Origin of the sequence: Azospirillum brasilense (genome assembly GCF_001315015.1) — a bacterium.
In the GTDB taxonomy this organism is placed as follows: domain Bacteria; phylum Pseudomonadota; class Alphaproteobacteria; order Azospirillales; family Azospirillaceae; genus Azospirillum; species Azospirillum brasilense.
Genome location: NZ_CP012915.1, coordinates 1,369,140 through 1,390,254 on the forward strand (window position 1 = coordinate 1,369,140; position 21,115 = coordinate 1,390,254).

21 protein-coding genes are annotated in these 21,115 nt (G+C 68.8%); 15 read left to right on the forward strand and 6 right to left on the reverse strand.

The window, feature by feature from the left end:
• The first annotated feature begins 146 nt into the window (after positions 1 to 146).
• From AMK58_RS19900 to AMK58_RS19930, 7 genes are all read left to right on the forward strand, one after another.
• Positions 147 to 1,409, forward strand: a complete 1,263-nt coding sequence (locus tag AMK58_RS19900) for a YcaO-like family protein (protein WP_035677328.1) — start codon at positions 147 to 149, stop codon at positions 1,407 to 1,409.
• Between the two features lie 40 nt (positions 1,410 to 1,449).
• A complete protein-coding gene (locus AMK58_RS19905; RefSeq protein WP_035677329.1) occupies positions 1,450 to 2,217 on the forward strand; it encodes a TfuA-like protein in 768 nt (255 codons plus the stop codon).
• 56 nt (positions 2,218 to 2,273) lie between these two features.
• Positions 2,274 to 2,984 (forward strand): Crp/Fnr family transcriptional regulator, encoded by a 711-nt coding sequence (locus AMK58_RS19910; protein WP_035677332.1) that lies wholly within the window; start codon positions 2,274 to 2,276, stop codon positions 2,982 to 2,984.
• Between the two features lie 105 nt (positions 2,985 to 3,089).
• Positions 3,090 to 3,476, forward strand: a complete 387-nt coding sequence (locus tag AMK58_RS19915) for a ribbon-helix-helix domain-containing protein (protein WP_051140495.1) — start codon at positions 3,090 to 3,092, stop codon at positions 3,474 to 3,476.
• A gap of 217 nt (positions 3,477 to 3,693) precedes the next feature.
• Complete coding sequence (locus AMK58_RS19920) at positions 3,694 to 5,736, forward strand: MASE3 domain-containing protein (protein ID WP_051140496.1); 2,043 nt, start codon at positions 3,694 to 3,696, stop codon at positions 5,734 to 5,736.
• Positions 5,714 to 6,109, forward strand: coding sequence for a response regulator (locus AMK58_RS19925; RefSeq protein WP_035677334.1), 396 nt, complete (start codon positions 5,714 to 5,716; stop codon positions 6,107 to 6,109). The genes AMK58_RS19920 and AMK58_RS19925 overlap by 23 nt, the downstream gene beginning before the upstream one ends.
• Positions 6,110 to 6,450: 341 nt before the next feature.
• Complete coding sequence (locus tag AMK58_RS19930) at positions 6,451 to 7,398, forward strand: NAD-dependent epimerase/dehydratase family protein (RefSeq protein WP_035677336.1); 948 nt, start codon at positions 6,451 to 6,453, stop codon at positions 7,396 to 7,398.
• Between the two features lie 18 nt (positions 7,399 to 7,416).
• Here AMK58_RS19930 and AMK58_RS19935 read toward each other — a convergent pair whose 3' ends face one another.
• Together AMK58_RS19935 and AMK58_RS19940 are read right to left on the reverse strand one after the other, a co-directional pair.
• Positions 7,417 to 9,057 (reverse strand): Na/Pi cotransporter family protein, encoded by a 1,641-nt coding sequence (locus tag AMK58_RS19935; protein WP_236778245.1) that lies wholly within the window; start codon positions 9,055 to 9,057, stop codon positions 7,417 to 7,419.
• A gap of 183 nt (positions 9,058 to 9,240) precedes the next feature.
• Complete coding sequence (locus AMK58_RS19940) at positions 9,241 to 10,140, reverse strand: DMT family transporter (protein WP_035677343.1); 900 nt, start codon at positions 10,138 to 10,140, stop codon at positions 9,241 to 9,243.
• A 116-nt stretch (positions 10,141 to 10,256) separates the two neighbouring features.
• Between AMK58_RS19940 and AMK58_RS19945 the strand changes: the two genes are divergently transcribed.
• The 4 genes from AMK58_RS19945 to AMK58_RS19960 all read left to right on the forward strand — a co-directional run bounded on the left by AMK58_RS19945 (position 10,257) and on the right by AMK58_RS19960 (position 14,270).
• A complete protein-coding gene (locus AMK58_RS19945) occupies positions 10,257 to 11,120 on the forward strand; it encodes a LysR substrate-binding domain-containing protein (RefSeq protein WP_236778246.1) in 864 nt (287 codons plus the stop codon).
• Positions 11,121 to 11,238: 118 nt separating this feature from the next.
• Positions 11,239 to 12,024 carry an HNH endonuclease family protein gene (locus AMK58_RS19950; protein ID WP_035677347.1) on the forward strand — a complete coding sequence of 262 codons (786 nt, stop codon included), beginning with the start codon at positions 11,239 to 11,241 and terminating at the stop codon, positions 12,022 to 12,024.
• 144 nt (positions 12,025 to 12,168) lie between these two features.
• Positions 12,169 to 13,854 (forward strand): GGDEF domain-containing protein, encoded by a 1,686-nt coding sequence (locus tag AMK58_RS19955; RefSeq protein WP_059399331.1) that lies wholly within the window; start codon positions 12,169 to 12,171, stop codon positions 13,852 to 13,854.
• Positions 13,855 to 14,009: 155 nt separating this feature from the next.
• Positions 14,010 to 14,270 (forward strand): hypothetical protein, encoded by a 261-nt coding sequence (locus AMK58_RS19960; RefSeq protein WP_014197674.1) that lies wholly within the window; start codon positions 14,010 to 14,012, stop codon positions 14,268 to 14,270.
• A 17-nt stretch (positions 14,271 to 14,287) separates the two neighbouring features.
• Here AMK58_RS19960 and AMK58_RS19965 read toward each other — a convergent pair whose 3' ends face one another.
• The 3 genes from AMK58_RS19965 to AMK58_RS19975 form a co-directional block, all read right to left on the reverse strand.
• Complete coding sequence (locus AMK58_RS19965; RefSeq protein WP_035677353.1) at positions 14,288 to 14,503, reverse strand: SlyX family protein; 216 nt, start codon at positions 14,501 to 14,503, stop codon at positions 14,288 to 14,290.
• Between the two features lie 105 nt (positions 14,504 to 14,608).
• On the reverse strand, positions 14,609 to 14,860 hold the full coding sequence (locus tag AMK58_RS19970) for a hypothetical protein (protein ID WP_035677355.1): 252 nt from the start codon (positions 14,858 to 14,860) through the stop codon (positions 14,609 to 14,611).
• A complete protein-coding gene (locus AMK58_RS19975; protein WP_014197677.1) occupies positions 14,860 to 15,309 on the reverse strand; it encodes a Fur family transcriptional regulator in 450 nt (149 codons plus the stop codon). The genes AMK58_RS19970 and AMK58_RS19975 overlap by 1 nt, the downstream gene beginning before the upstream one ends.
• A gap of 398 nt (positions 15,310 to 15,707) precedes the next feature.
• Between AMK58_RS19975 and AMK58_RS19980 the strand changes: the two genes are divergently transcribed.
• From AMK58_RS19980 to AMK58_RS19990, 3 genes are all read left to right on the forward strand, one after another.
• On the forward strand, positions 15,708 to 16,895 hold the full coding sequence (locus tag AMK58_RS19980) for a GNAT family N-acetyltransferase (RefSeq protein ID WP_035677358.1): 1,188 nt from the start codon (positions 15,708 to 15,710) through the stop codon (positions 16,893 to 16,895).
• Positions 16,896 to 16,957: 62 nt separating this feature from the next.
• The gene (locus AMK58_RS19985) at positions 16,958 to 18,148 is read left to right on the forward strand and encodes a carboxylate--amine ligase (RefSeq protein WP_035677360.1); all 1,191 of its coding nucleotides are present in this window, start codon (positions 16,958 to 16,960) and stop codon (positions 18,146 to 18,148) included.
• A gap of 13 nt (positions 18,149 to 18,161) precedes the next feature.
• A complete protein-coding gene (locus AMK58_RS19990; protein ID WP_035677363.1) occupies positions 18,162 to 18,983 on the forward strand; it encodes a metallophosphoesterase family protein in 822 nt (273 codons plus the stop codon).
• A 9-nt stretch (positions 18,984 to 18,992) separates the two neighbouring features.
• On the opposite strand, the gene AMK58_RS30610 is transcribed toward AMK58_RS19990, so the two are convergent.
• Complete coding sequence (locus AMK58_RS30610; RefSeq protein WP_137165217.1) at positions 18,993 to 19,208, reverse strand: hypothetical protein; 216 nt, start codon at positions 19,206 to 19,208, stop codon at positions 18,993 to 18,995.
• 125 nt (positions 19,209 to 19,333) lie between these two features.
• Between AMK58_RS30610 and AMK58_RS19995 the strand changes: the two genes are divergently transcribed.
• Positions 19,334 to 21,037, forward strand: coding sequence for a methyl-accepting chemotaxis protein (locus AMK58_RS19995; protein ID WP_035677366.1), 1,704 nt, complete (start codon positions 19,334 to 19,336; stop codon positions 21,035 to 21,037).
• The last annotated feature ends 78 nt before the right edge of the window (positions 21,038 to 21,115 follow it).

The following is a 21,115-nucleotide window of genomic DNA, read 5'->3' on the forward strand; positions in this document are numbered from 1 at the left end:
CAAGGCCCACCATCCGGGCCTGTTCTTCGGGCCGTGGCGACCGGTGTTTCCCTGGCCGGCCTGCCACGGTCCCCGCCCGCTCCCTCGTCCTTCGCCTGTTTCCATTCCGGTCCACAACGGGCATTTCACGGCGGAGAGCCTCTCCCATGCCCCTCGATTTCGTCCGCGCCATCGCGCGGGATCCGGCCATGTCCGATCAGCCGCTGAAGGTTCACACCACCGGAACCCACCGGATCGCCACGCCGGACCAGACGCTGGCCCGTGTCGCTCCCTTTCTTCCCGTCATGGGCATCACGCGGGTGGCGAACGTCACGGGGCTGGACCATGTCGGCATCCCCGTCGTGATGGTGACCCGGCCGAACGCGCGCTCCATCTCCGTCGCCCAGGGCAAGGGCGTGACCCTGGCCGCCGCCAAGGCTTCGGGCGTCATGGAGTCGATCGAGAGCTATCACGCCGAACGCATCACCCTGCCCCTGAAATTCGCCAGCTACGACGAGCTGCGCTGGACCCACCGGGTGGTGGACGTGACCCGCCTGCCGCGGCTGTCGACCAGCGCCTTCACCCCCCACACCCCGATGCTGTGGATCGAAGGCGACGATCTGCTGGGCGGCGGGCGGACGTGGGTGCCCTTCGAGACGGTGCATCTGAACTTCACGCTGCCGATGCCGCCGGGGTCCGGCTGCTTCCTGGCCGGGTCGAACGGGCTGGCCTCGGGCAACAGCCTCGCCGAGGCGACCGCGCACGCCATGACCGAACTGGTCGAGCGCGACGCCGCCACCCTGTGGCGCCTCTCCTCTCCGGAGGCCCAGGCCGCCACCCGCATCGATCCGGACAGCGTCGCCGACCCGGTCTGCCGCTCGCTGCTCGACCGCTTCGACGACGCGGGAGTCGCTGTCGGCCTGTGGGACATCACCAGCGACATCGGCCTGCCGGCCTTCCTCTGCCGCATCGCGACGCGGGAAGACGCTCCGCAGCACAGCATCCGCCCGGCCATGGGCATGGGCTGCCACGCCGCGCCGGAGGTTTCGCTGTCCCGCGCGCTGACCGAAGCGGCGCAGAGCCGGCTGACCTTCATCGCCGGGGCACGCGACGACATGCCCCGCTCCGAATACGAACGCCATCTCGACCCTGCGCAGCACGCGCGCTGGAAGGCGCTGATCACCGGGGACACCGGGCGTCGCGACTTCGCCACCGTCCCCGGCCTCGCCGGTCGCACCGTCGAAGAGGATCTGGCCTGCCAGCTCGACCGGCTGCGCGCCGCCGGCATCGAGGAGGCGGTGGCGGTCGACCTGACCAAGCCGGAGTTCGGCATCGCCGTGGTCCGTCTGGTCATTCCCGGCCTGGAAGGGCTGGACTCCTCCCCGGACTACGCGATGGGTGCGCGGGCGCGCGCCGTCGCCGGCCTGTGACAGTGGCCTTATGATAGAGAGAGCGAAGGCGGAGACTCCCATGCAGACGCCGGACGGCCTTTACGTCTTCCTCGGCCCCACCCTGTCCCGCACCGACGCGGCCCGATACCTGGACGCCACCTATCTGCCGCCGGTCGCCCAGGGCGACGTCATCCGGCTGTGCGAGCGCAAGCCGCGGGCCATCGGCATTGTGGACGGCTACTTCGAGAACGTTCCGTCCGTCTGGCACAAGGAGATCCTGCACGCCATCCATCAGGGGGTGGCCGTGTTCGGCGCGTCCAGCATGGGCGCCCTGCGCGCCGCGGAACTGCACCCCTTCGGCATGATCGGCGTCGGTGCGGTCTTCGAAGCCTTCCGCGACGGGCGACTGGAGGACGACGACGAGGTCGCGGTGATCCACGGCCCAGCGGAACTCGGCTATCCCAGCCTGTCCGAGGCCATGGTGAACATCCGCCGCACCCTGGCCGACGCCGCGCAGGAGGGCGTCGTCCCCGCGGCCACGGCGCGGCGGCTTGAGGCCATCGCCAAGGCCCTGCCCTATCGCGAGCGCGGCTTTGGCCGGGTGTTCCGCCTCGCCGCCGCCGAGGGGCTGCCGGAGGAGGAACTCGCCGATCTCCGCAACTGGCTGCCCACTGGACGGTGCGACCAGAAGCGGGAGGATGCGCTGGACCTGCTCCAGACCATGCGCCGCTGGGCCGCGGGCGGCGCACGCGCGCCGGAGGCGCGTTTCCATTTCGAGCACACCGTCCTGTGGGACCGCGCCCTGCGGGACGGCGGGCGTTGCCAGACGGGGAATCCGCTGGACTGATCGTCCGCCGGGTGCCATCAACGGTTCGACGGCACTCAACCGGGACCGCGAACGCCATGGCCTTACTGAAGGACGTCGCCGGCATCCTGCAGCGCAACCGAATGTTGGGCGTTCTCGACGACGCCCGGATGCAGGAACTGGTCGCGCTGGGCCGGGTGTCGCGGTTCAGCGAGAATCAGACCGTGTTCAGCAAGGGTGATCCTGGCGATTGCCTGTACGCCATCATGAAGGGGCAGATCGCCGTCTCGACCTCGTCCGAGGACGGCAAGACGATGTTGCTCAACATCCTGAACCCCGGTGACGTGCTGGGGGAAATCGCCTTGATCGACGGCAAGGACCGCACCGCGGGGGCCACAGCGCTCCGCCCAGCGGAACTGTTCCGCATCGACCGTCCGGAATTCATTTCCTTCCTGGAGCGGCACCCTTCCCTGTGCATCCGGATGATGGGCGTGTTGTGCGAGCGGCTGCGCTGGGTATCGGAGAACATCGAGGATGCGGTTTTCCATGACGTTCCGCGCCGGCTGGCCCGGCGCATCCTGTTGCTCGGCGACACTTATGGCCAGAAGACCCCTGCAGGCTTGCGGATCAACCAACCCGTGTCACAAGAAGCCCTGGCGGCAATGTTAGGTGTCACTCGCGAGATGGTGAACAAAAGCCTGCGTGCACTGCGCAACGCCGGAGCTATTACCTATAACAAAGGTTTTATTGTCGTTACCAATCTGTACATGCTGAAGGACATGGCTGGAGAGTCCAGCGACGTGCCGTAAGGCCACCCTGCACGTCTGAGGAGTTTTATCGTCGCAAATTTTTTCAATCGCGCTATATTGGCTGCGTGGCTTTAAACACGGCTGACATTCAAGGAATACAGGGCTATGTCGGGTCAGGATTCACGGGCGTCCAACGCGCCATCGCCGCTGAGCGCCATCCCGCTGGTGGCGCGCACCGTCAAGCTGTTCGGACATCCGACGCAGCTTCGGCTGGAGCCCTCCTACTGGGAAGCGTTGGACGACATCTGCAACCGGGAAGACCTGACCGTGGATGAGCTGTGCAGCGATCTCAAGGACCGCCTCGATTCTCAGTCCCGACGGTCGCGCGGGGGCGCCGTGTCGCTGGCCAACGCGGTCCGTGTGTTCATCGTCGGCTACTACCGCAAGGCGGCGACCGAGAAAGGTCACGACCGCGCCGGCCATGGTCGTGGCGACCCCTTCGTCAGCACCCCCTTCGACCTGCCTCCCGCCCAGCCGGCCAAGGAAGGCTGATTTCCTGGCGGCATCCCGCCGAACCGCGCGTGTGTCGACAACGGGACGGTTTCAACCACTCGCCTGTGAGGAATCGCCGCGTCGGATTGAACGACGCAACGTCCGGCTTGCACCGCGACGGGAATTGGTGTGTTGATCGGTCCAGCGGCATAGCCATGGTCGGCTGACTGGGCCATCCGTGGGCCGCCCCTACCGTCCACCGCGGAGCCGACCGTTCATGAGCGGGACCCAGCCGTCCGCCATCAGATCGACGTTTACCCGCTGGCTCCGGGACCGTTCCTTCCTGTCCGGCCTGACCGCCCTGCTGATCCTGATGGCGGTTCTGGGCACGGTGATGCGCCACAACTACCTGCTGTTCCATCTCTGTGCAGAGTTGTTCGCCGTCGCCGTCGCCATGACGATCTTCACGATCGCCTGGAACACGCGGGACACGAACCAATCGCCCTTCCTCGCCTTCGTCGGCCTGTCCATGCCGGGCATCGCGCTGCTGGACCTGCTGCACGCCATCGCCTTTCCCGGCATGAACGTCATCGGCGAGGCCGGCGCCAACCAATCCACCCAACTCTGGATCGCCGCCCGCGGCCTTCAGGCCGCGGTCTTCCTGGCCGCGCCGCTGTTGACGGAGAAGCGGCTGCGCACGGGCGACGTTCTGCTGATCCAGGCCGCGGTCGTGGCCTGCACCCTGCTGTCGATCTTCACCTTCGACATCATGCCGGACAGCTTCGTTCCGGACGTCGGGTTGACCCCCTTTAAGGTGAGCGCCGAATACGCGTTCAGCACCGCGGCGGTCGTCGCCTGCCTGCTGCTGTGCCGCAAGCGCCGGCAGTTCGAGCCCAAGGTGTTCGGCCTGACCTTCGCCGGCATCGCCCTGCTGGCCCCGCAGGAGTTGATCTTCACGCTCTACACCGATCCCCACGGGGCGATGAACGCGCTGGGGCATTTCATCAAGATCCTGTCCTTCTACCTGCTGTACCGGGCGATCATCGTCACCGCCCTGCAGAATCCCTACGATCTCGCCTTCTACCGGATGCGCCGCAGCGAGGAGGCCCTGCGCGATCATCTGAGCGGGCTTGAATCGCTGATCGCCACCCGCACCGCCGAACTGCGCGAGAGCGAGGCGCGTTGGCGGGCGCTTCTGGAATGTTCCAACGACTGGTTCTGGGAAACCGACGAGCGCGGGCGCTTCACCGCCCTGTCGCCGCGCGCCCAGGAATCCACCGGGCGTGGCGGGGCGGAGCTTCTGGGCTTCACCCACGCCGACCTTCTGGACCGCAACCGTCCCGAGGAGGATTTCCCCGCCCTGACGGAGGCCCTGCACCGGCGGGAGCCCTTCCGCCGCCTGTCCTTCCCGCTGGCCTCGCCGGGGGGGAGCGGGCGCTGGGTCATGGTCAGCGGCACGCCGCGCTATGACGGCAACGGCGCCTTCCTCGGCTACCGCGGCACCACCAGCGACATCAGCGCGCGGCGCCAGTCGGCGGAAGCCGCGCGGCAGAAGCAGACCATGGCGGCGCTCGGCAGCCTCGTCGGAGGCCTTGCCCACGAGATCAACAACCTGCTGCAACCGGTCATCAGCCTGTCCGATCTGGCGCGCGGCCGCGCCGGAGAGGATCGCAAGCTCCACACCTATCTGAACGCCATCCACGACAGCGGGGTGAAAGCCCGCACGATCATGCGCGACGTCCTTCAGTTCGCCCGTGTCGAGGTGGCCGAGTCGCCGCCGGGCAACCTGGAGGAGGCCGTGCATTCCGCCCTGGAACTCGCCGCCCCGTCGATGCCGGCGTCCATCGAGACGCTCGCGCGGCTGGAACCCGGTCTGAAGGCGGTGACGATCACCGCGACCGAACTGACCCAGGTCCTTCTCAACCTGATCCAGAACGCCCGCGATGCCATGCCGCAGGGCGGCACCCTGACCATCGGCGCCCGCTCCCTGCTCCTGAGGGAGCGGGACGCATCCCGCCGCCAGCTCGGCGAGGGTGATTATGTGCGCTTGACCGTCGCCGACACCGGCACGGGTATGGACGAGGCCACGCGCCAGCGCGTGTTCGACCCCTTCTTCACCACCAAGCCGGTCGGCACCGGGACTGGGCTTGGGCTTTCGGTGGTATATGGTATCGTACGGAACGGGGGCGGCGACATTCTGGTGGAGAGCGCCCCCGGACGCGGAACGTCCTTCATCATCGACCTGCCCACCGCCCTGACCGGCGGACCGGGCCAAACGACACATGGGATGCTGGTTCATGGCGAAGGTGCTGGTCGTTGAGGATTCGGCCGCCGTGCGGCTGGCGGTTACCGAAGTGATCGAACAGGCCGGCCACGAGGTCGTCGAGGCGGAAAACGGACGCGTCGCCATCACCCTGCTGGACAGCGGCGCGGTCTTCGACCTGATCGTCACCGATGTGCTGATGCCCGAGGCCGACGGGGTGGAGGTCATCAAGGCCGCGCGCACCCGCAATCCCGGCGGAAAGGTGCTCGCCATGTCCGGAGGGGCGCCGAACCTGCCCGCCGGTTACGCCCTGAAGATGGCCGAGATGTTCGCGGCGGACGCCGTGCTCTACAAGCCTTTCCTGAACGAGGAACTGCGCAAGGCCGTGGCCCGCCTGCTGTCCATGGCGGGCGAGTCGGAAACCGGCTGAAAGGGAGCCGGCCGACAGCCGGGCCATGTCTTCGCGCTGTTGCTCTGGACACACGGCGGCATCCCTTCCGCTCCTCGGCGGCCATCGGTCCCCTTGACCGGAGTTATCCACAAAAAAGTGCATAAGATGGTGGATAAGGCTGTTGAACCTTCGGTTCCGCCTGCCCGCCGCGAGGGTGCCGGAAAAGACCTCTGAAACGGCGCCGATTCGGGATGCGCCACCCCGAACGGCCAGAAACGGCGCACCCCTTGCGCCCTTCGCTACCCCTAAGATGGGCTGGTCCGCCCCGCCCTGCCTCTCCACTATGACAGCATGCATTGCGAAGGTGGAAAGGACGGCGCATGGCCCATTTTCTCGTGACCGGCGGCTGCGGATTCATCGGATCGCATCTGGCCGACCAATTGATCGGCGATGGGCATCGGGTCACCATCCTGGACGACATGAGCACCGGCCGGCTGGAGAACAAGCCGCTGCTGGCGAAGCTGGTGGTCGGCGACGTCGCCGACCCGGACGCGGTCCGACAGGCAATCCAGGGGGTGGACGGCGTGTTCCATCTGGCCGCCGTCGCCTCCGTCCAGCGCTCGCGCGAATTGTGGGCGGAAACCCACCGCACCAACCTGTCGGGCACCGTCACCGTCTTCGAGGCGGCGCGCAACGCCCGCAACGGCAACCCGGTGCCGGTGGTCTACGCCTCCTCCGCCGCGGTCTACGGCGACAACACCGCCACCCCGCTGCGCGAGGACGCCGCGACGCGCCCGCTGTCCGCCTACGGCGTGGACAAGCTGGGCTGCGAGATGCACGCCAACGTCGCCTGGGCCATCCACGGGGTGCCGACGACGGGCTTCCGCTTCTTCAACGTCTACGGGCCGCGGCAGGACCCGTCCTCCCCCTATTCCGGGGTGATTTCGATCTTCGCCCGCCGGGTGGCGCAGGGCGAGGACGTGACGGTCTTCGGCGATGGCGAACAGGTGCGTGACTTCGTGTTCGTCGGTGACGTCGTGCGCTTCCTCGTAAAAGCGATGGAGATCAAGGCGATGGAGCGCCGTCCCCAGGGGGCCGAGGTCTTCAACCTGTGCACCGGCCGCCCGACCTCGCTCCTGATGCTGCTGGAGGTGTTGCAGGAGCTGTGCGCGAGCCGGGTGCGCCGCTTGCACCAGCCGGCGCGGGCGGGCGACATCCGGGTGTCGATCGGCGACCCGGCACGGCTGCGCGCCTCCTTCGGCGAGGGGTGCCGGTTCGGCCTGCTGCAAGGGCTGAGCGCTACCCTGACCGGGGAGATGCCACGGTAAACCCGCGGGGGTTTTCCCCTACAGATCCCGGCTTTCCAGCCGGGGCAGACCGACGACCTTCAGGCGGCTTTCGCTGAGCTCCCCCACCTGATCCAGGATCGGCAGGGCGACCGCGGCGACATGGGCGTTGATGCGTTTCAGGTCGCGCAGGATGTCCAGCACCAGGGCGCTGGTCTCGATGCTGGCGGCGTTGCCGCGGCGCACGCGGTCGAGATGGCGGGCGGTGGCGGTGCGCTCCAGCGCCCGCACCGCGTCCTTGCCCGCGATGAGCTGCCGGGCGAGCCGCCGGTCCTCTCCGATCAGGATGCCGAGCGCCGTCCGCAGGTTCTCCACCGTGCGGCGATGCAACTCCTCGACCTCCCGGAAATCCTCCGGCGCGAAATGCAGGTGGTGGCGGATGCGCTTGGCGGCGAGTTCCATCAGGCTCTTGTCGATGATATCGCCGATGTGCTCCAGGTTGATGGCGAAGGCCATCAGATCGTCGACCCGCCGGGTCTCGTCCGCATCCAAGTGGCGGCGCCCGAGCTTGGCGAGGTAGAGCTTGATGGCGGTGTGCAACCGGTCCACCCGGTCGTCGGCACGGCTGACCTCGGCAATGGGACGTTCGTCGTTCTGGCGCAGGGCGGTCAGGCTGCGGGACAGCATGTCCTCCACCAGATCACCCAGCCGCAGGGTCTCGCGCACGGCACCAGCGATGGCGACGGTGGGTGTTTCCAGCGCCGACTCGTCGAGATGCCGGGGCGTCGCCGCGTCCTCCCCCACGTCCTCCGGCTCGGGCAGCAACCGTTCGGTCAGCCGGGCGAGCGGCGTCACCAGCGGCAGGAAGAACAGCGCCAGCACCGCGTTGAAGGCGACATGCGCGCTGACCACCGCCGTCAGCGGGGCCATGCCGGCCAGGGACGCCGCCGCCATGGGCACCAGCGGCAGGGCGAGAAGCGACCCGGTCATCCGGACCAGAAGATTGCCCAGCGGCACCCGCCGCGCCACCGCGCCGTCCGCCGATGTGGCCAACACCGCCGGGACGGCACCGCCCAGATTGGCGCCCAGGACCAACGCCACCGCCGTCTCGGTCCCGATCACCCCCGCCCCGGCCAGCGACCCCGCCAGCATCACCGTGGCGAGGCTGGAATGCACCGCCGCGGTCAGCGCCGCCGCGACGATCAGGGCGAAGAACGGCTCGCCGCCCAACGCCTCCAGCATCGCCTGGACCAGCGCCGACTCCCGGACCGGCAGGGTGGCCGCGCCCAGCAGTTTCAGGGCCAGCAGCATCAGCCCGATGCCGACCAGGATGCGGGCCAGCGCCCGCCGCCCGCGATGCTCGCCGCCCAGCGCGTGCAGCGCCCCGCCGAGCAGAAGCAGGCTGGGCGACAGCCAGTGCAGGTCAATGGCGAGCAGCCGGGCGACGAGGCTGGTTCCGACGTCGGCCCCCAGCATCACCGCCAGCGCCATGGAGGTGGTCATGAAGCCCTGCCCGGCCATTGAGGCGGTCATCAGAGCGGTGGCCGTGCTGCTCTGCACCGCGATGGTGGCGGCGACGCCGGCCAGGAAGGCGGCCAGACGGTTGCGCGTGCCATAGCCGACCCAGCGGCGGACCGCCGCCCCACCCCACCGGAAGACGCCCGTCCGCACCAGCCGCAGCGCCCACAGCAGCAGCGCCACGGCGCCGAGGATGTCGATCAGGACCAGAGTGGGCGAGATGGCGGCGGTCGTGATGGCGGGCCTCCCGGCGTGTGGGCCTCAACAACAGGACGATGGAGAGTGGGGCGTCATGAAAACGTAACAATCGCAGGGCGCAACCTGATCCCCCGCGAAAGGCGTATCCCTTTTGCCAGGATGCGGCCCTTACCCCCGCGTCACCAGCCGGATGCCCAGCGCCACCGGCAGGATGCCCAGCAGGTCCCAGGGCTGCACCGTTTCGCCGAGCAGCGCCCAGCCGAACAGCATCCCGAGGGGCGGCATCAGGAAATGATAGGCGCTGGCCTCCGTGGCGCTCGTCCGTTGCAGCAGGCGGAACCACAGCAGATAACCGCCGATCGACACCACCAACGCCTGATAGACCAGCGACCCGGCGAAGCCGGCGGTCAACCGGATCGACCCGGCATCCTCCACCAGAAGCCCGATGGGCAGCAATGCCAGCCCCGCCACCAGCACCTGCACCCCGGTGCCGGCGAGCAGCCCGGTCCGCGGCGCCAGCCGCTTGAACAGCAGCGTTCCGACCGACAGCGCCACCAGCGCGCCGACGGCCAGCGCGATGCCCAGCGGCGCGTCCGTCCCGCTGCCCAGCCGCCCGCGCACCACCAGCGCCACCCCGACCACTCCCAACGCCAGTCCCAGCGCCTTGCGCCGGTTCATCGCCTCGCCCAGCAGCAGGGCGGCCAGCGCCGCGGTCAGCACCGGATTCGCGCTGACAATCAACGCCGTCAGGCCCGAGGACACGTAGGTCATGCCGCTGTAGCTCAGCCCCAGATAGAGCGCGTGGTTGAGCAGGCCGAGCAGCGCCAGCAGGCCGAGGGTCCGCCCGGCCATTCCCCGATACTCGCCCCGCCACGCCGCAACGGCGGCCAACAGAGCCCCAGCGATCAGGAAGCGGAAGGCCAGCAGCAGCAGCGGTGGGCAGTCGGCCAACCCGATCTTCCCGGCGGCGAAGGCCGAACTCCAGGCCAGGCAGAAGGGCACGACCAGGGCGAGCGGCGCCGTCCGCGGGTCGGTCAGGGGCAAAGGGTGGGTGGCGGCGTGGGTCATGGCCAGTCCTCTTCCATGCGGAATGGTGTGCGTCAGGGAAAGGATGGCGCGGACTCTTTTCATTTGGAAATTGGATGATATCATCCATTGCATTCGAAACCTGAATGGTCGGTCCGATGCGCGAGATGGATCTGGGCCTGTTGCGCACCTTCGTCTCCGTGGTGGACGCCGGCGGCTTCACGCGGGCCGGCGAGCGGGTGCACAAGACGCAATCGACGGTCAGCCAGCAGATCCGCCGGCTGGAGGAGCAGATCGGGCAGCCGCTCCTCGACCGCAACAGCCGCGCCGTCGCGCTGACCGACGACGGCGAGCGGCTGCTCGGCTACGCCCGCCGGCTGCTGGCGCTGAACGACGAGGCGAACGCCGTGCTGTCCGGGCGCCCGGCGGCAGAGGTGGTGCGGCTGGGCGTGCCGGAGGATTACGCGGTGGAGCGGCTGCCCCGCCTGCTCGCCGATTTCGCGCGGGCGAACCGGCGGCTGCGGCTGGACGTGCGCTGCGACCTGTCGGTGCGGCTGCGCGCCGATGTGGAGTGCGGCGACCTCGACATCGCCCTGGTCAAGCAGGAACCCGGCCGCCCCGGAGCGTTGCGCGCTTGGCGGGAACCGCTCTGCTGGGTCGGTCCGGCGGCGGAGGACCTGCACCGCGAGGACCCGCTGCCGCTGGTGCTGTTCCCCCAGGGCTGCGTCTACCGCAACCGCGCGGTGCATGAGCTGGAACGCGCCGGGCGGCGCTGGCGGGTGGCCTATTCCAGCCCGAACCACGCCGGAGTGCGCGCCGCGGTGTCCGGCGGGCTGGGCGTCAGCGTGCTTCCCCACAGCGCCCTGCCGCCCGGCGCACGCTTCCTCGGTGTTGCGGACGGCCTGCCGGCCCTGCCGGAGACGGAGCTGGCGCTCTTGACCGGAAGCGCGGTGCGGGGAACCGGGGTGGAGATGGTCACCGGGCTGTTGGTGGAGAGTCTTCCGGAACCGGTTTGGGCGTGACGGAGACCCCGGCCCGACCACTCCACTCGCACCGTTGCGCCACGTCCCCAAAGCGCCATAGAACAGCCCAGGAACCATATCCAGGTATGGCGAAGAACAGGGTTGAGGGACCAGGGGCATGGCGCGACGGAGAAGCGGAGCACCGCGGGGCGGCCGGAGGGGCCGTCCGCTGACGCTGGGCGGGCTGGTCGCCGTTCTGCTGGTGCTGGCCGCGGTCTATGCGGCGGAGCGTTTCCACCTCGTCCCGCCCGGCACGCTGGATTCCATCCTCGGGGAGGAGAAGACCCAGCGACAACGGCCCATCCCCCGCCCCGTCCCCGACGCCAGCATCGACTACGCCGCGGTCGCCGCCCAGCTCGACAGCATCCGGGTGGAGGAGGAGCGCCGCCGCGGCTATGTGCGGGACGAGTGGCCCCACTGGCTGACCATCGACTCCAAATGCCTGAACACGCGCGAGCAGGTGCTGATCCGCGATTCCGTCAAGCCGGCGAAGCTGTCGGCCAACGGCTGTTCGGTGCTGTCCGGCGTGTGGAACGATCCCTACACCGGCGAGACCTTCACCGAGCCGAAGCAGGTGGACATCGACCACCGCGTGCCTCTGGAGGAGACCTACGCCAGCGGCGGCTACGACTGGCCGCGCGAGAAGCGCGCCGCCTACGCCAACGACGTGAGCGACCCGCTGACCCTCGTCACCGTCTCGGCGGCGGCCAATCGCGCCAAGGGATCGAAGGGGCCGGAGGACTGGCTGCCGCCGCGCGAGGAGTACATCTGCGCCTATGTGGCGGGCTGGATCGCCGTGAAGGCGCGCTGGGAACTGACCATGGACGAGCGGGAGCGCGTCACCGTCGGCAACATCCTTTCCGACTGTCGCCGCACCGCGGTGGGCGCGCGGCCGGCCCGCTGAACGCCTTCCCGACAATTCCATACGCCGGTATGCCTCCTCTGAAGCCAATGTCACTTTTGAAACCTGGCCGAAGTTGATAGAACCTTCGTAAGCGGTCTTCCTGACGGAACGGCGGCGGGGTGTTGAAGGGAGTGGCCGGGCGTCATGGCGAGGGAACGCGGTCTGCGGACAACGGTGGCTCTGACCGGCGCCGTTCTGGTCCTTGGCGTCTCCGTCGTGCTGGCGGCACTGACCGGCCTGCGCTCCCGCGAGCGGATCGAGAGCGAGATCGGTCATTCCCTGGCAGAGGCCGCGCACAACATGGCCGACCGGCTGGACCGCTCCATGTGGTCGCGCGCCAGCGAGATCAGCATGCTGGCCAAGCTCGGCATCACACCGGCCATGGACGATCCGGTCCGGCTGCGCTGGTTGCTGGATCAGTTCCAGGGCTTCTTCCCGACCGTTTCCTGGATGGGCGTGACCGACACCAAGGGCAAGGTTCTGGCCGCCACGGGCGGCTTGCTGGACGGCGTGGACATTTCCAAGCGCCCGGTCTTTCAGAACGGACAGAAATCACAGTTCGTCGGTGACGTGCACGACGCGGTGATGCTGGCCTTCCTGCTGCCGAACCCGACCGGCGAGGCCATGAAGTTCGTGGACATCTCCACCCCGGTGCACAACGACCGGGGCGAGGTCGTCGGCGTGCTGGCCACGCATCTGAGCTGGGAGTGGACGCGCGAGATCCGCCGTTCCCTGATGGACACCATGCGGGGCCGCGCGGAGCTGGAGCTGATCGTGGTCGCGGCCGACCGCACGGTGCTGCTCGGCCCCCGCGAACTGCTCGGCACCCCCCTCGACATCGAGGCGGTGCGGAGCGCGCAGAAGAACGAGAGCGGCTGGATCGTCGAACGCTGGCCGGACGGGCAGCGCTATCTGACCGGCTACGCCTACGGCAACGGCTACCTGAATTATCCGGGTCTGGGCTGGAGCGTGGTGGCCCGCCAGCCTCTGGCCGTCGCCTACGCCCCGGCCACCGCCCAGATGGTCGAGACGGTGCTGGCCGGCGGCGCCATGGTGCTACTGTTCAGCGCGCTCGGCTGGATGGCCGCCGGGCGGGTCACCCGACCGCTGCGCCGCATCGCCCAGGCGGCGGAACGCATCCGCAGCGGCGAGCGCGGGGCGGAAATGCCGGTGCTGGGCGGCAGCGCCGAGATCACGTCGCTGTCAGCGACTTTGCGCGATCTCGTGGACGGACTGACCCATCGTGACGCCGCCCTGGTCCGGCTGGAGGACATCGCCTATCAGGATCGGCTGACCGGCCTGCCGAACCGCCGCTACTTCGAGCAATATGTGGAGGCCACGACCGCCGGCAACGGCTCCGCCGCCTTCCTCTACATCGATCTGGACGGCTTCAAGCCGGTGAACGACCGGCTGGGCCACGACGCGGGCGACCTCGTGCTGCGTCAGGTGGGCGAGCGGCTGGCCGCCTGCTTCCGCGGCGACGACGTGGTGGCCCGGCTGGGCGGCGACGAGTTCGCGGCGGTGCTGCCGCAGCGCGCCGGCGCCGAACCGCCGGACCTGGACGGGCTGGCCCGCCGCATCATCGAGGCGGTGAACGAGCCCGTCAGCGTACAGGGTGAAGCGGTGCGGGTCGGCTGCTCCCTCGGCATCGCCCTGTGGCCCGAAGATTCGCCCGACGTGGCGGAAACCCTGCGCCGCGCCGATCAGGCGCTCTATCAAGCCAAGCGCGCCGGGCGCAACCGTGGCATCCGCTGGACGGCCGGCCTGCCGCCCGCTCCCGCCGAGAGCCAGGGCATAGCCGCAGAGGCGACAAGGAGCGCGGCGTCCTAAGCCCCGCGGCCAAGCCTCCGCCAAGCGGGGAACCGCGTCTGGCAGGCCGGCGGCCAGCGGTGGGTAAAGCCGTTGCACGCTGGAGCCTTGGCCCTTTTCTGCCGTTTCATGTCCATCGGAGCACGACTCGGACGGCCATGGCGGGAGATTGGAAGATGAGCCTCGACACCAAGGGACAGCGGGCCCGCATGCTGCGTCTGCTCGCCGTCGTCGAGCATTACGAACGCAACAGCGCGGCGGGCGCGCAGTTGATGCGGGGCACGCGTTATGAACTGGCCGTGCAGGCCACCGACGTGAACGGCGACCGCTGCCTGTTCCCGGCCTGCAACTGCGCCCAGGCCGACTGCTCGCGCCAGCCGCCCGCCGGCCCGCAGCTCAGCTGGTGCGGCCCGCGCGGCGGCTGGAAGATGCGGTGACGATCCAAAAAGGACGATCAGTAATGGGGTGGGGGCGGCTCGTCCTGTGGCGCGCGGGGCAAACCGGATTCCAGCTCCGCGATCCGGTCGCGCAGGCGGCGCATCTGCATCGTCATGAGGTCGATGGTCCGCCCCTGCTCGAACAGAACGGCGGACATCTCCTCGGCCATGCGCTCGTGATGGGCGAGGCGGGATTCCAGCTCGGTCAGGCGTCTTTCGGCGTCGGCGTCCATGTATGGCCCTGCGGTGTCGCGGTCGGAACAGAGCTTTAGAACCGCACCACCGGGCAAGGCAAGATCAATGCGCCATCAATGCAGCCGGTATCACCGCATCCGGTATCAATGCAGCCGGCCCTGGGCGATCACCCAGCGTTCGACGATTTGAAGCGCCTGCGGCACGTCCAGTTCCGGATGATGCCAGCGCAGCACCACCGTTGCCGCCTCCAGCGCGTGGCGGTCGGGGCGCCCGCAATCGACCAGTTCGCGGTAGGCGCGCTCCACCACGGGACGGCAGCCGCAGACCGCGGCCTCGCAGGCGGCAAAACGCTCCGCCGGATCGCGCGCCGGCCCGCTTCTCCGCTCCGCCGCCATCAGGCCGTCTCCGGGCCTTTGCGCTGGATGCGACGTCCGAAGATCTCCAGCCGCTGCCCGATCATGTCGAAGCCGAGATGACGGGCGATGCGAGTGACGGCGGCCTCCAATTCCGGGTCTTGGAACTCCACCACCTCGCCGGTCTCGATGTCGATCAGGTGATGGTGGTGGTCGCCACGCGCCTCCTCGTAGCGGGCACGTCCATCGCCGAAATCGTGGCGCTGGATGATCCCGATTTCTTCGAACAGCCGCATCGAGCGGTAGACGGTCGCCAGACTGATCCCGGCGTCAATCGCTGCCGCGCGGCGGTAGACCTCCTCCACATCGGGATGATCGGCGGCTTCCGACAGGACGCGCGCGATGATCCGGCGCTGGCCGGTCATCTTCAACCCCCGCTCGGCGCAGGCGCGTTCCAGCCGCGACGGCAGGGCTTCTTCGGGCGTGGTCACGGGGCCGGTCCTTTCCGATGCCTAACCCATGGACTCAAGAGATGGAGAGGAAAGCCCAAAAGAACAACGGTCATCCGCAAGACCTGGACGAATGGCCGGATATAGGCCCATCGCATCGGGCGGAAGATCATCCCAAGGGCAGACGGACATCCCCATCTCGCGGTCGCATCACCGCCCGATACCCCGGATGACCCGGACGGGTTCCCCCACCGGGACGCCGCCCCCCACCTTCCGCCACAGCGTTTTTTGTCACAGTCGTCCGTACATGATGCAGACGCTGGAAAACAGGAAAGATCGGATGAGGTCAAAGTTTTTGAGACGTCGATCCAATCCCATTCTTTGCACGTAGACGTCCGAAGCCGCCCCTTCATCAACATCCCCCGGGGAAGACCAAGCCCATGGACATGAGGACTCTTGTTGAGGACGACGGCAACACCATCGACATCACCTTGCAGCCTCTGGAAGATCGCGGAAAATTTGAAAAGATTTGGATTGATTTGGAGCGGCGCGCCGACGGGTCCTTCTTCCTGAGCTGGCAGTGGATCGGCAACTGGCTGGCTTCCCTGCCCCACGGCACGCGGCCCCACGCGCTGGTGGCGCGACGCGGCGGGCAGGTCGTCGGGCTGGCCTTCCTCTGCCCGCGGACGCAATGGCGTTTCGGTCTTCTGCGCACCCGCTGCTGGCTGCTGCACGAGACGGGGGAGCGGACCTTCGACCGAATTTTCGTGGAGTACAACGGCATCCTCGCCGACCGGAACTGCGCCGACGCGGTGCTGGCTGCCTGTTTCGACTGGCTGGGGCGGCGCCTGACCAATTGGGACGAGCTGGTGCTGGGCGGGCTGGAGCCGCAGGCGGAAGCGGCGGTGCGGCTCGCCGCGGCGCGCCAGGGCCACGCGCTGCAGGTCCGGGTGGCCGACAGCTGCCAATGGGTCGATCTGGAGGGCGTGCGCCGGCAGGGCGCCGGCTATCTCGCCAGCCTTGGCAAGAACACCCGCGCCGCGGTGCGCCGGGCCATGCGGCTCTATACGGAGCGTGGCGCGCTGACCTACCGCGTCGCCGCGACGGCGGAAGAAGCGCTGGAGGATTTCCACGCCATGGAGGTCCTGCATCAGGCGAGCTGGAACGCCCGCGGCCAGTCCGGCGCCTTCTCCAACCCGGCCTTCCGCCCCTTCCACGAGCGGCTGATCGCCAGCGGCGTGCCGGCAGGGACGGTGCGGTTGTGCCGGGTCAGCGCCGGGGACGCGGTCATCGGCTATCTCTACAATTTCGTCCATCGCGGGCGGGTGATGAACTACCAGGGCGGCTTCGCCTACGAGGCCGACAATCGGCTGAAACCCGGTCTGGTCGCCCATGTCCTGGCCATCGAGGACACGCTGGCCCGCGGCGAGAACTGCTACGACTTCATGTCCACCCCGGCGGGCCACAAGCCGCTGCTCTCCAACACCGAGCAGCCGATGAACTGGATCGCGCTCGGCCCCGACCGGCTGAGCCGCCAGCTCGACACCCGCCTGCGCCGCGTCAAAGCCGGAGTGGCGGACCGGATGAGACGGCTGATCCGCAGCCCGCTTCCCCTGATGAACCGCTGACTCCGTTAAGACCAACGCCGCAACCGCAGGGCCGCCGACCGGGCGGTTGGAGGATGCCGAAAATGAGAAACACCCCCGCCACCAACCCCGCCTTGGCCTGCGTGATGGGCGACATGGACATGGTGCGCCCGCTGGGGCTGGCCGGGCTGCGCTGCGCCGTCGTCACCCATCCCGGCGCTGCCGCCCTGCACTCCCGCTTCACCAGGGACGCCATCCTGTGGGACGACCCGGCGCGCAACCCGGACGGGCTGGTCGAGGTGATGATGGCCTTCGCCAAGGGCCAGCCGGAAAAGCCGGTCCTCTATTATCAGGACGACACCCAGCTCCTGCTCGTCTCGCGCAACCGCGACCGGCTGGCCGAGGGGTTCCGCTTCGCCATCGCCGACGCCGAGCTGGTCGAGGATCTGGTGGACAAGGGCCGCTTCCAGGCATTGGCCGAGCGGCTGAACCTGCCCGTCCCGGCAACCCGCCGCCTCTCCCCGACCCGCGAGGCCGCACCCGACGTGGTGGACCTGCGCTTCCCCCTGATCGTCAAGCCGCTGACCCGCCGCCGGGTGTGGGACGAGGCGGACGGCTTCGCCAAGGCCATCCAGGTCGATTCCGCGGAGGAGCTGCGGGCCCTGTGGCCGCGGCTGGCGGCGGTCGGGCTGGACCTGCTGGTGCAGGAGATGATCCCCGGCCCGGAGACCCGGATCGAGAGCTATCACGTCTATGTCGACGAGGGCGGCAGCGTGGCCGGTGAGTTCACAGGCGCCAAGATCCGCACCTACCCGCTCGCCTACGGGCACAGCACCGCCCTGACCATCACCGATGCGCCGGACGTCGCGGCGCTCGGCCGCTCGCTGACCGAACGGCTGGGGCTGCGCGGCGTCGCCAAGTTCGATTTCAAGCGCGCCCCGGACGGCGCACTGCACCTGCTGGAGGTTAACCCGCGCTTCAACCTGTGGCACCATCTGGGGGCGGTGGCGGGGGTCAACCTGCCGGCGCTGGTCCACGCCGACCAGCTCGGCCTGCCGCGCCCGGCGGTGGGCAAGGCGCGGGCCGGGGCGCGCTGGTGCCACATCACCAAGGACCGGCTGGCCGCCAAGGACAGCGGCCTGTCGATGGCCGCGTGGCTGCCCTGGGTGCTGGGCTGCGAAGCCAAGGCCATCGCGCTCGACGACCCGATGCCCTTCCTGCACAACCAGCTCGCCCGTTTCCTGCCGTCGCGCGCGCACCACGACGCGCCCGACGGCGCGATGAAGGCCCAGTGAGGGTGCCGCGGCGATGAGGATCGGCATCCTGTCGGACATCCACGCCAACCGTGAGGCGCTGGAGGCCACGCTGTCCGACATGAGCGGCGCGGGGGTGGAGCGCGTCGTCTGCCTGGGCGACGTGGTGGGCTACAACACCGACCCGTCGCCCTGCATCAGGCTGCTGCGCGAGGCCGGGGCGGTCTGCGTCGCCGGCAACCACGACCGCGCGGTGACCCGCCAGATCCCCACCGACGGCTTCAGCGTCCGCGCCATCCGGGCCATCGCCTGGACGCGCAAGCGCCTGCCGCCGGAGGATGTGGCGTGGCTGTCCGCCCTGCCACTGAAGACCAATGTCGGCGAGCATCTCGTCGCCGTCCATGGAGCGCTTCATGTGGACCGGGGCTGCGAGCTGGTCCGGCTGAACAGCGAGGACCGGATGCGGCGGACCGCGCAGGCCCTGCTCGTCCACCCCTCCGGCGCCCGCGTCTGCGCCTACGGTCACACGCACCGGCTCGGCATCCACGAATACCGCAACGGTGAGTTGTGGGAGCACGATCCCGGCAGCGAGGTCCCCCTGCGCGGCGGTTCCTGCTACCTGCTCAACCCCGGCACGGTGGGGGAGCCGCGGAGCGAGGAGCGGCGGGCGACCTGGATGCTGTTCGACACCGGCCGGAAGACGGTGAGCGTGCGGCGGGTCGCCTACGACGACCGCGCGGCGTTCGAGAAGACGCGCCGGGCGGGGATCGAGCCGCGGCGCCTGCTGTCCATTCCGGCCCCCTTGCGTGCCGCCCTTCAGGGAGGGCTGCGGCGGATGGGGATTTACGAGATGGTGCGGCGGGTCATCAACTCATGACCCATTTTCTCACTGAACCGTCGCCAGCATCAGCAGCGACGCGCCGAGCGGCAACAGGGCGAGCAGCAGCTTGAGCATCGGGCCGGCCATTTTCATCTCGTAAGGGGTTTGCGAACGCGCGCGACTGTAGCCGGACGGGCGGCGATTTTCTGTGACAAATCCCACAACCCAGCCATCCCTTCCCACCTCCTGAAAAATTTTCCTTTTGATCCAATCTCTCGGCAAATCCGTATCAACTCTTTGGTGCTATCGTCGGTTCCGCCGCAGGATGGGTCATCCCAAAGGGGGCCATTGGCGACCGGCGGCATCCAACGAGTCTTCGACGACACGGACCGGCGGGAGTGTGGACAATGAATTGGTTCCGAAACGCCAAGGTCGGCCTTCGGCTGATGCTGAGCTTCTCCAGCATCCTGGTGCTCATGGTCGCGCTGGCGGCCATCGCCATCTACAAGGTCAACAGCATCAACGACAGCCTTTCCACGATCAACGACGTCAACAATGTCAAGCAGCGCTACGCCATCAACTTCCGCGGCAGCGTGCATGACCGGGCGATCAGCCTGCGCGACGTCACGCTCCTGTCCGACGCCGCGGCGCTGAAGGCCGAACTCGCCACCATCGACCGGCTGGCCGCCGACTACGCGCGCTCGGCCGAGCAGCTGGACCGCATGTTCGCCGTCGGCACCCACATCACCGCCAAGGAACGGGACATCCTCGCCTCCATCAAGGAGACGGAAGCCAAGACCCTGCCCCTGGCCCGCGGCGTCATCGAGGCGCGCCAGGCCGGCGACGCCGCCCGCGCCGTCAAGATCCTGGTCGAGCAGGCCCGCCCCGGCTTCACCGAGTGGCTGGCCCGCATCAACGCCTTCATCGACCTCCAGGAGGCCGAGAGCCAGGCGGTGGCCAAGCACGCCCGCACGGTGTCCGAGAGCTTCCAGGTGCTGATGATCTCACTGTGCGCGGTGACCGTCCTGCTCGGCGCCGGGCTCGCCTGGTGGTCGATCCTGACGGTGCGGCCACTGCGCCGCCTGACCGACACGACGCTGAAGCTGGCCGAGGGCGATCTGAGCATCGAAGTGCCGCAGGCGACCAGCCGCGACGAGGTTGGCGAGATCATCCGCGCCGTCCAGGTCTTCAAGGACAACATGGTCCGCGCCCGCCGCATGGAGTCGGAGAAGGAGGAGACGGAACGCCGCGCCGAGGCCGAGAAGCGCGAGGCCATGAACGGGCTCGCCGACCAGTTCGAGCGCAGCGTCGGCTCCATCGTCGAGCTGGTCTCCCACGCCGCCGCCGAGCTGGAGGGCGCCGCCCAGACGCTGAACGCCACCATGGAGCGCGCCAACGATCAGGCCGGCACCGTGGCCGCCGCAGCGACCCAGGCGACGGCCAACGTGGAATCGGTGGCCACGGCCTGCGGGGAACTCGCCGGGTCGGTCAGCAGCATCGGCCAGCAGGTCCGCCAGTCCGCCGACATCGCCAACCGCGCCGTCCGCAACGCCGAGGACACCCAGGCGACCGCGGAAGGTCTGGTCAGCACGTCGCAGAAGATCGGGGAGGTGGTGCAGCTCATCAACTCGATCGCCCAGCAGACCAACCTGCTGGCGCTGAACGCGACCATCGAAGCGGCCCGCGCGGGCGAGGCCGGCAAGGGCTTCGCGGTGGTGGCGAGCGAGGTGAAGAATCTCGCCAACCAGACCGCCAAGGCGACCGAGGACATCACCGCCCAGATCGCCGGGGTGCAGGACGTGACCCTGCGCACGGTGCAGTCGATCCGGGAGATCGCCCAGGTCATCGGAGAGAGCAGCCAGATCGCCGACGACATCGCCCAGGCGGTGGAGCAGCAGGGCATCGCCACCCAGGAGATCGCCCGCAACGTCCAGCAGGCCTCGGCGGGCACCGCGGAGGTGTCGGGGGCCATCGTCCAGGTCAGCGGCGCCGCCTCGCAGGGCGGAACCGCGGCGGGCCGCGTGCTGGGCAGCGCGCAGGAACTGAGCCGCTCCGCCGCGCGTCTGCGGGCGGAGGTCAGCGGCTTCCTCGCGAAGGTCCGCGCGGCGTAAGGAGGCGCTTTATTCCCTCTCCCCTCCGGGGAGAGGGTTAGGGTGAGGGGGTTGCGCGTGTCGGAACGTCCGGCATAA

Coding starts and splice junctions, on each gene's coding strand:
- AMK58_RS19900 (WP_035677328.1), top strand. CDS start 147: ATGCCCCTCGATTTCGTCCGCGCCATCGCGCGGGATCCGGCCATGTCC.
- AMK58_RS19905 (WP_035677329.1), top strand. CDS start 1,450: ATGCAGACGCCGGACGGCCTTTACGTCTTCCTCGGCCCCACCCTGTCC.
- AMK58_RS19910 (WP_035677332.1), top strand. CDS start 2,274: ATGGCCTTACTGAAGGACGTCGCCGGCATCCTGCAGCGCAACCGAATG.
- AMK58_RS19915 (WP_051140495.1), top strand. CDS start 3,090: ATGTCGGGTCAGGATTCACGGGCGTCCAACGCGCCATCGCCGCTGAGC.
- AMK58_RS19920 (WP_051140496.1), top strand. CDS start 3,694: ATGAGCGGGACCCAGCCGTCCGCCATCAGATCGACGTTTACCCGCTGG.
- AMK58_RS19925 (WP_035677334.1), top strand. CDS start 5,714: ATGGCGAAGGTGCTGGTCGTTGAGGATTCGGCCGCCGTGCGGCTGGCG.
- AMK58_RS19930 (WP_035677336.1), top strand. CDS start 6,451: ATGGCCCATTTTCTCGTGACCGGCGGCTGCGGATTCATCGGATCGCAT.
- AMK58_RS19940 (WP_035677343.1), bottom strand. CDS start 10,140: ATGACCCACGCCGCCACCCACCCTTTGCCCCTGACCGACCCGCGGACG.
- AMK58_RS19945 (WP_236778246.1), top strand. CDS start 10,257: ATGCGCGAGATGGATCTGGGCCTGTTGCGCACCTTCGTCTCCGTGGTG.
- AMK58_RS19950 (WP_035677347.1), top strand. CDS start 11,239: ATGGCGCGACGGAGAAGCGGAGCACCGCGGGGCGGCCGGAGGGGCCGT.
- AMK58_RS19955 (WP_059399331.1), top strand. CDS start 12,169: ATGGCGAGGGAACGCGGTCTGCGGACAACGGTGGCTCTGACCGGCGCC.
- AMK58_RS19960 (WP_014197674.1), top strand. CDS start 14,010: ATGAGCCTCGACACCAAGGGACAGCGGGCCCGCATGCTGCGTCTGCTC.
- AMK58_RS19965 (WP_035677353.1), bottom strand. CDS start 14,503: ATGGACGCCGACGCCGAAAGACGCCTGACCGAGCTGGAATCCCGCCTC.
- AMK58_RS19970 (WP_035677355.1), bottom strand. CDS start 14,860: ATGGCGGCGGAGCGGAGAAGCGGGCCGGCGCGCGATCCGGCGGAGCGT.
- AMK58_RS19980 (WP_035677358.1), top strand. CDS start 15,708: ATGGACATGAGGACTCTTGTTGAGGACGACGGCAACACCATCGACATC.
- AMK58_RS19985 (WP_035677360.1), top strand. CDS start 16,958: ATGAGAAACACCCCCGCCACCAACCCCGCCTTGGCCTGCGTGATGGGC.
- AMK58_RS19990 (WP_035677363.1), top strand. CDS start 18,162: ATGAGGATCGGCATCCTGTCGGACATCCACGCCAACCGTGAGGCGCTG.
- AMK58_RS19995 (WP_035677366.1), top strand. CDS start 19,334: ATGAATTGGTTCCGAAACGCCAAGGTCGGCCTTCGGCTGATGCTGAGC.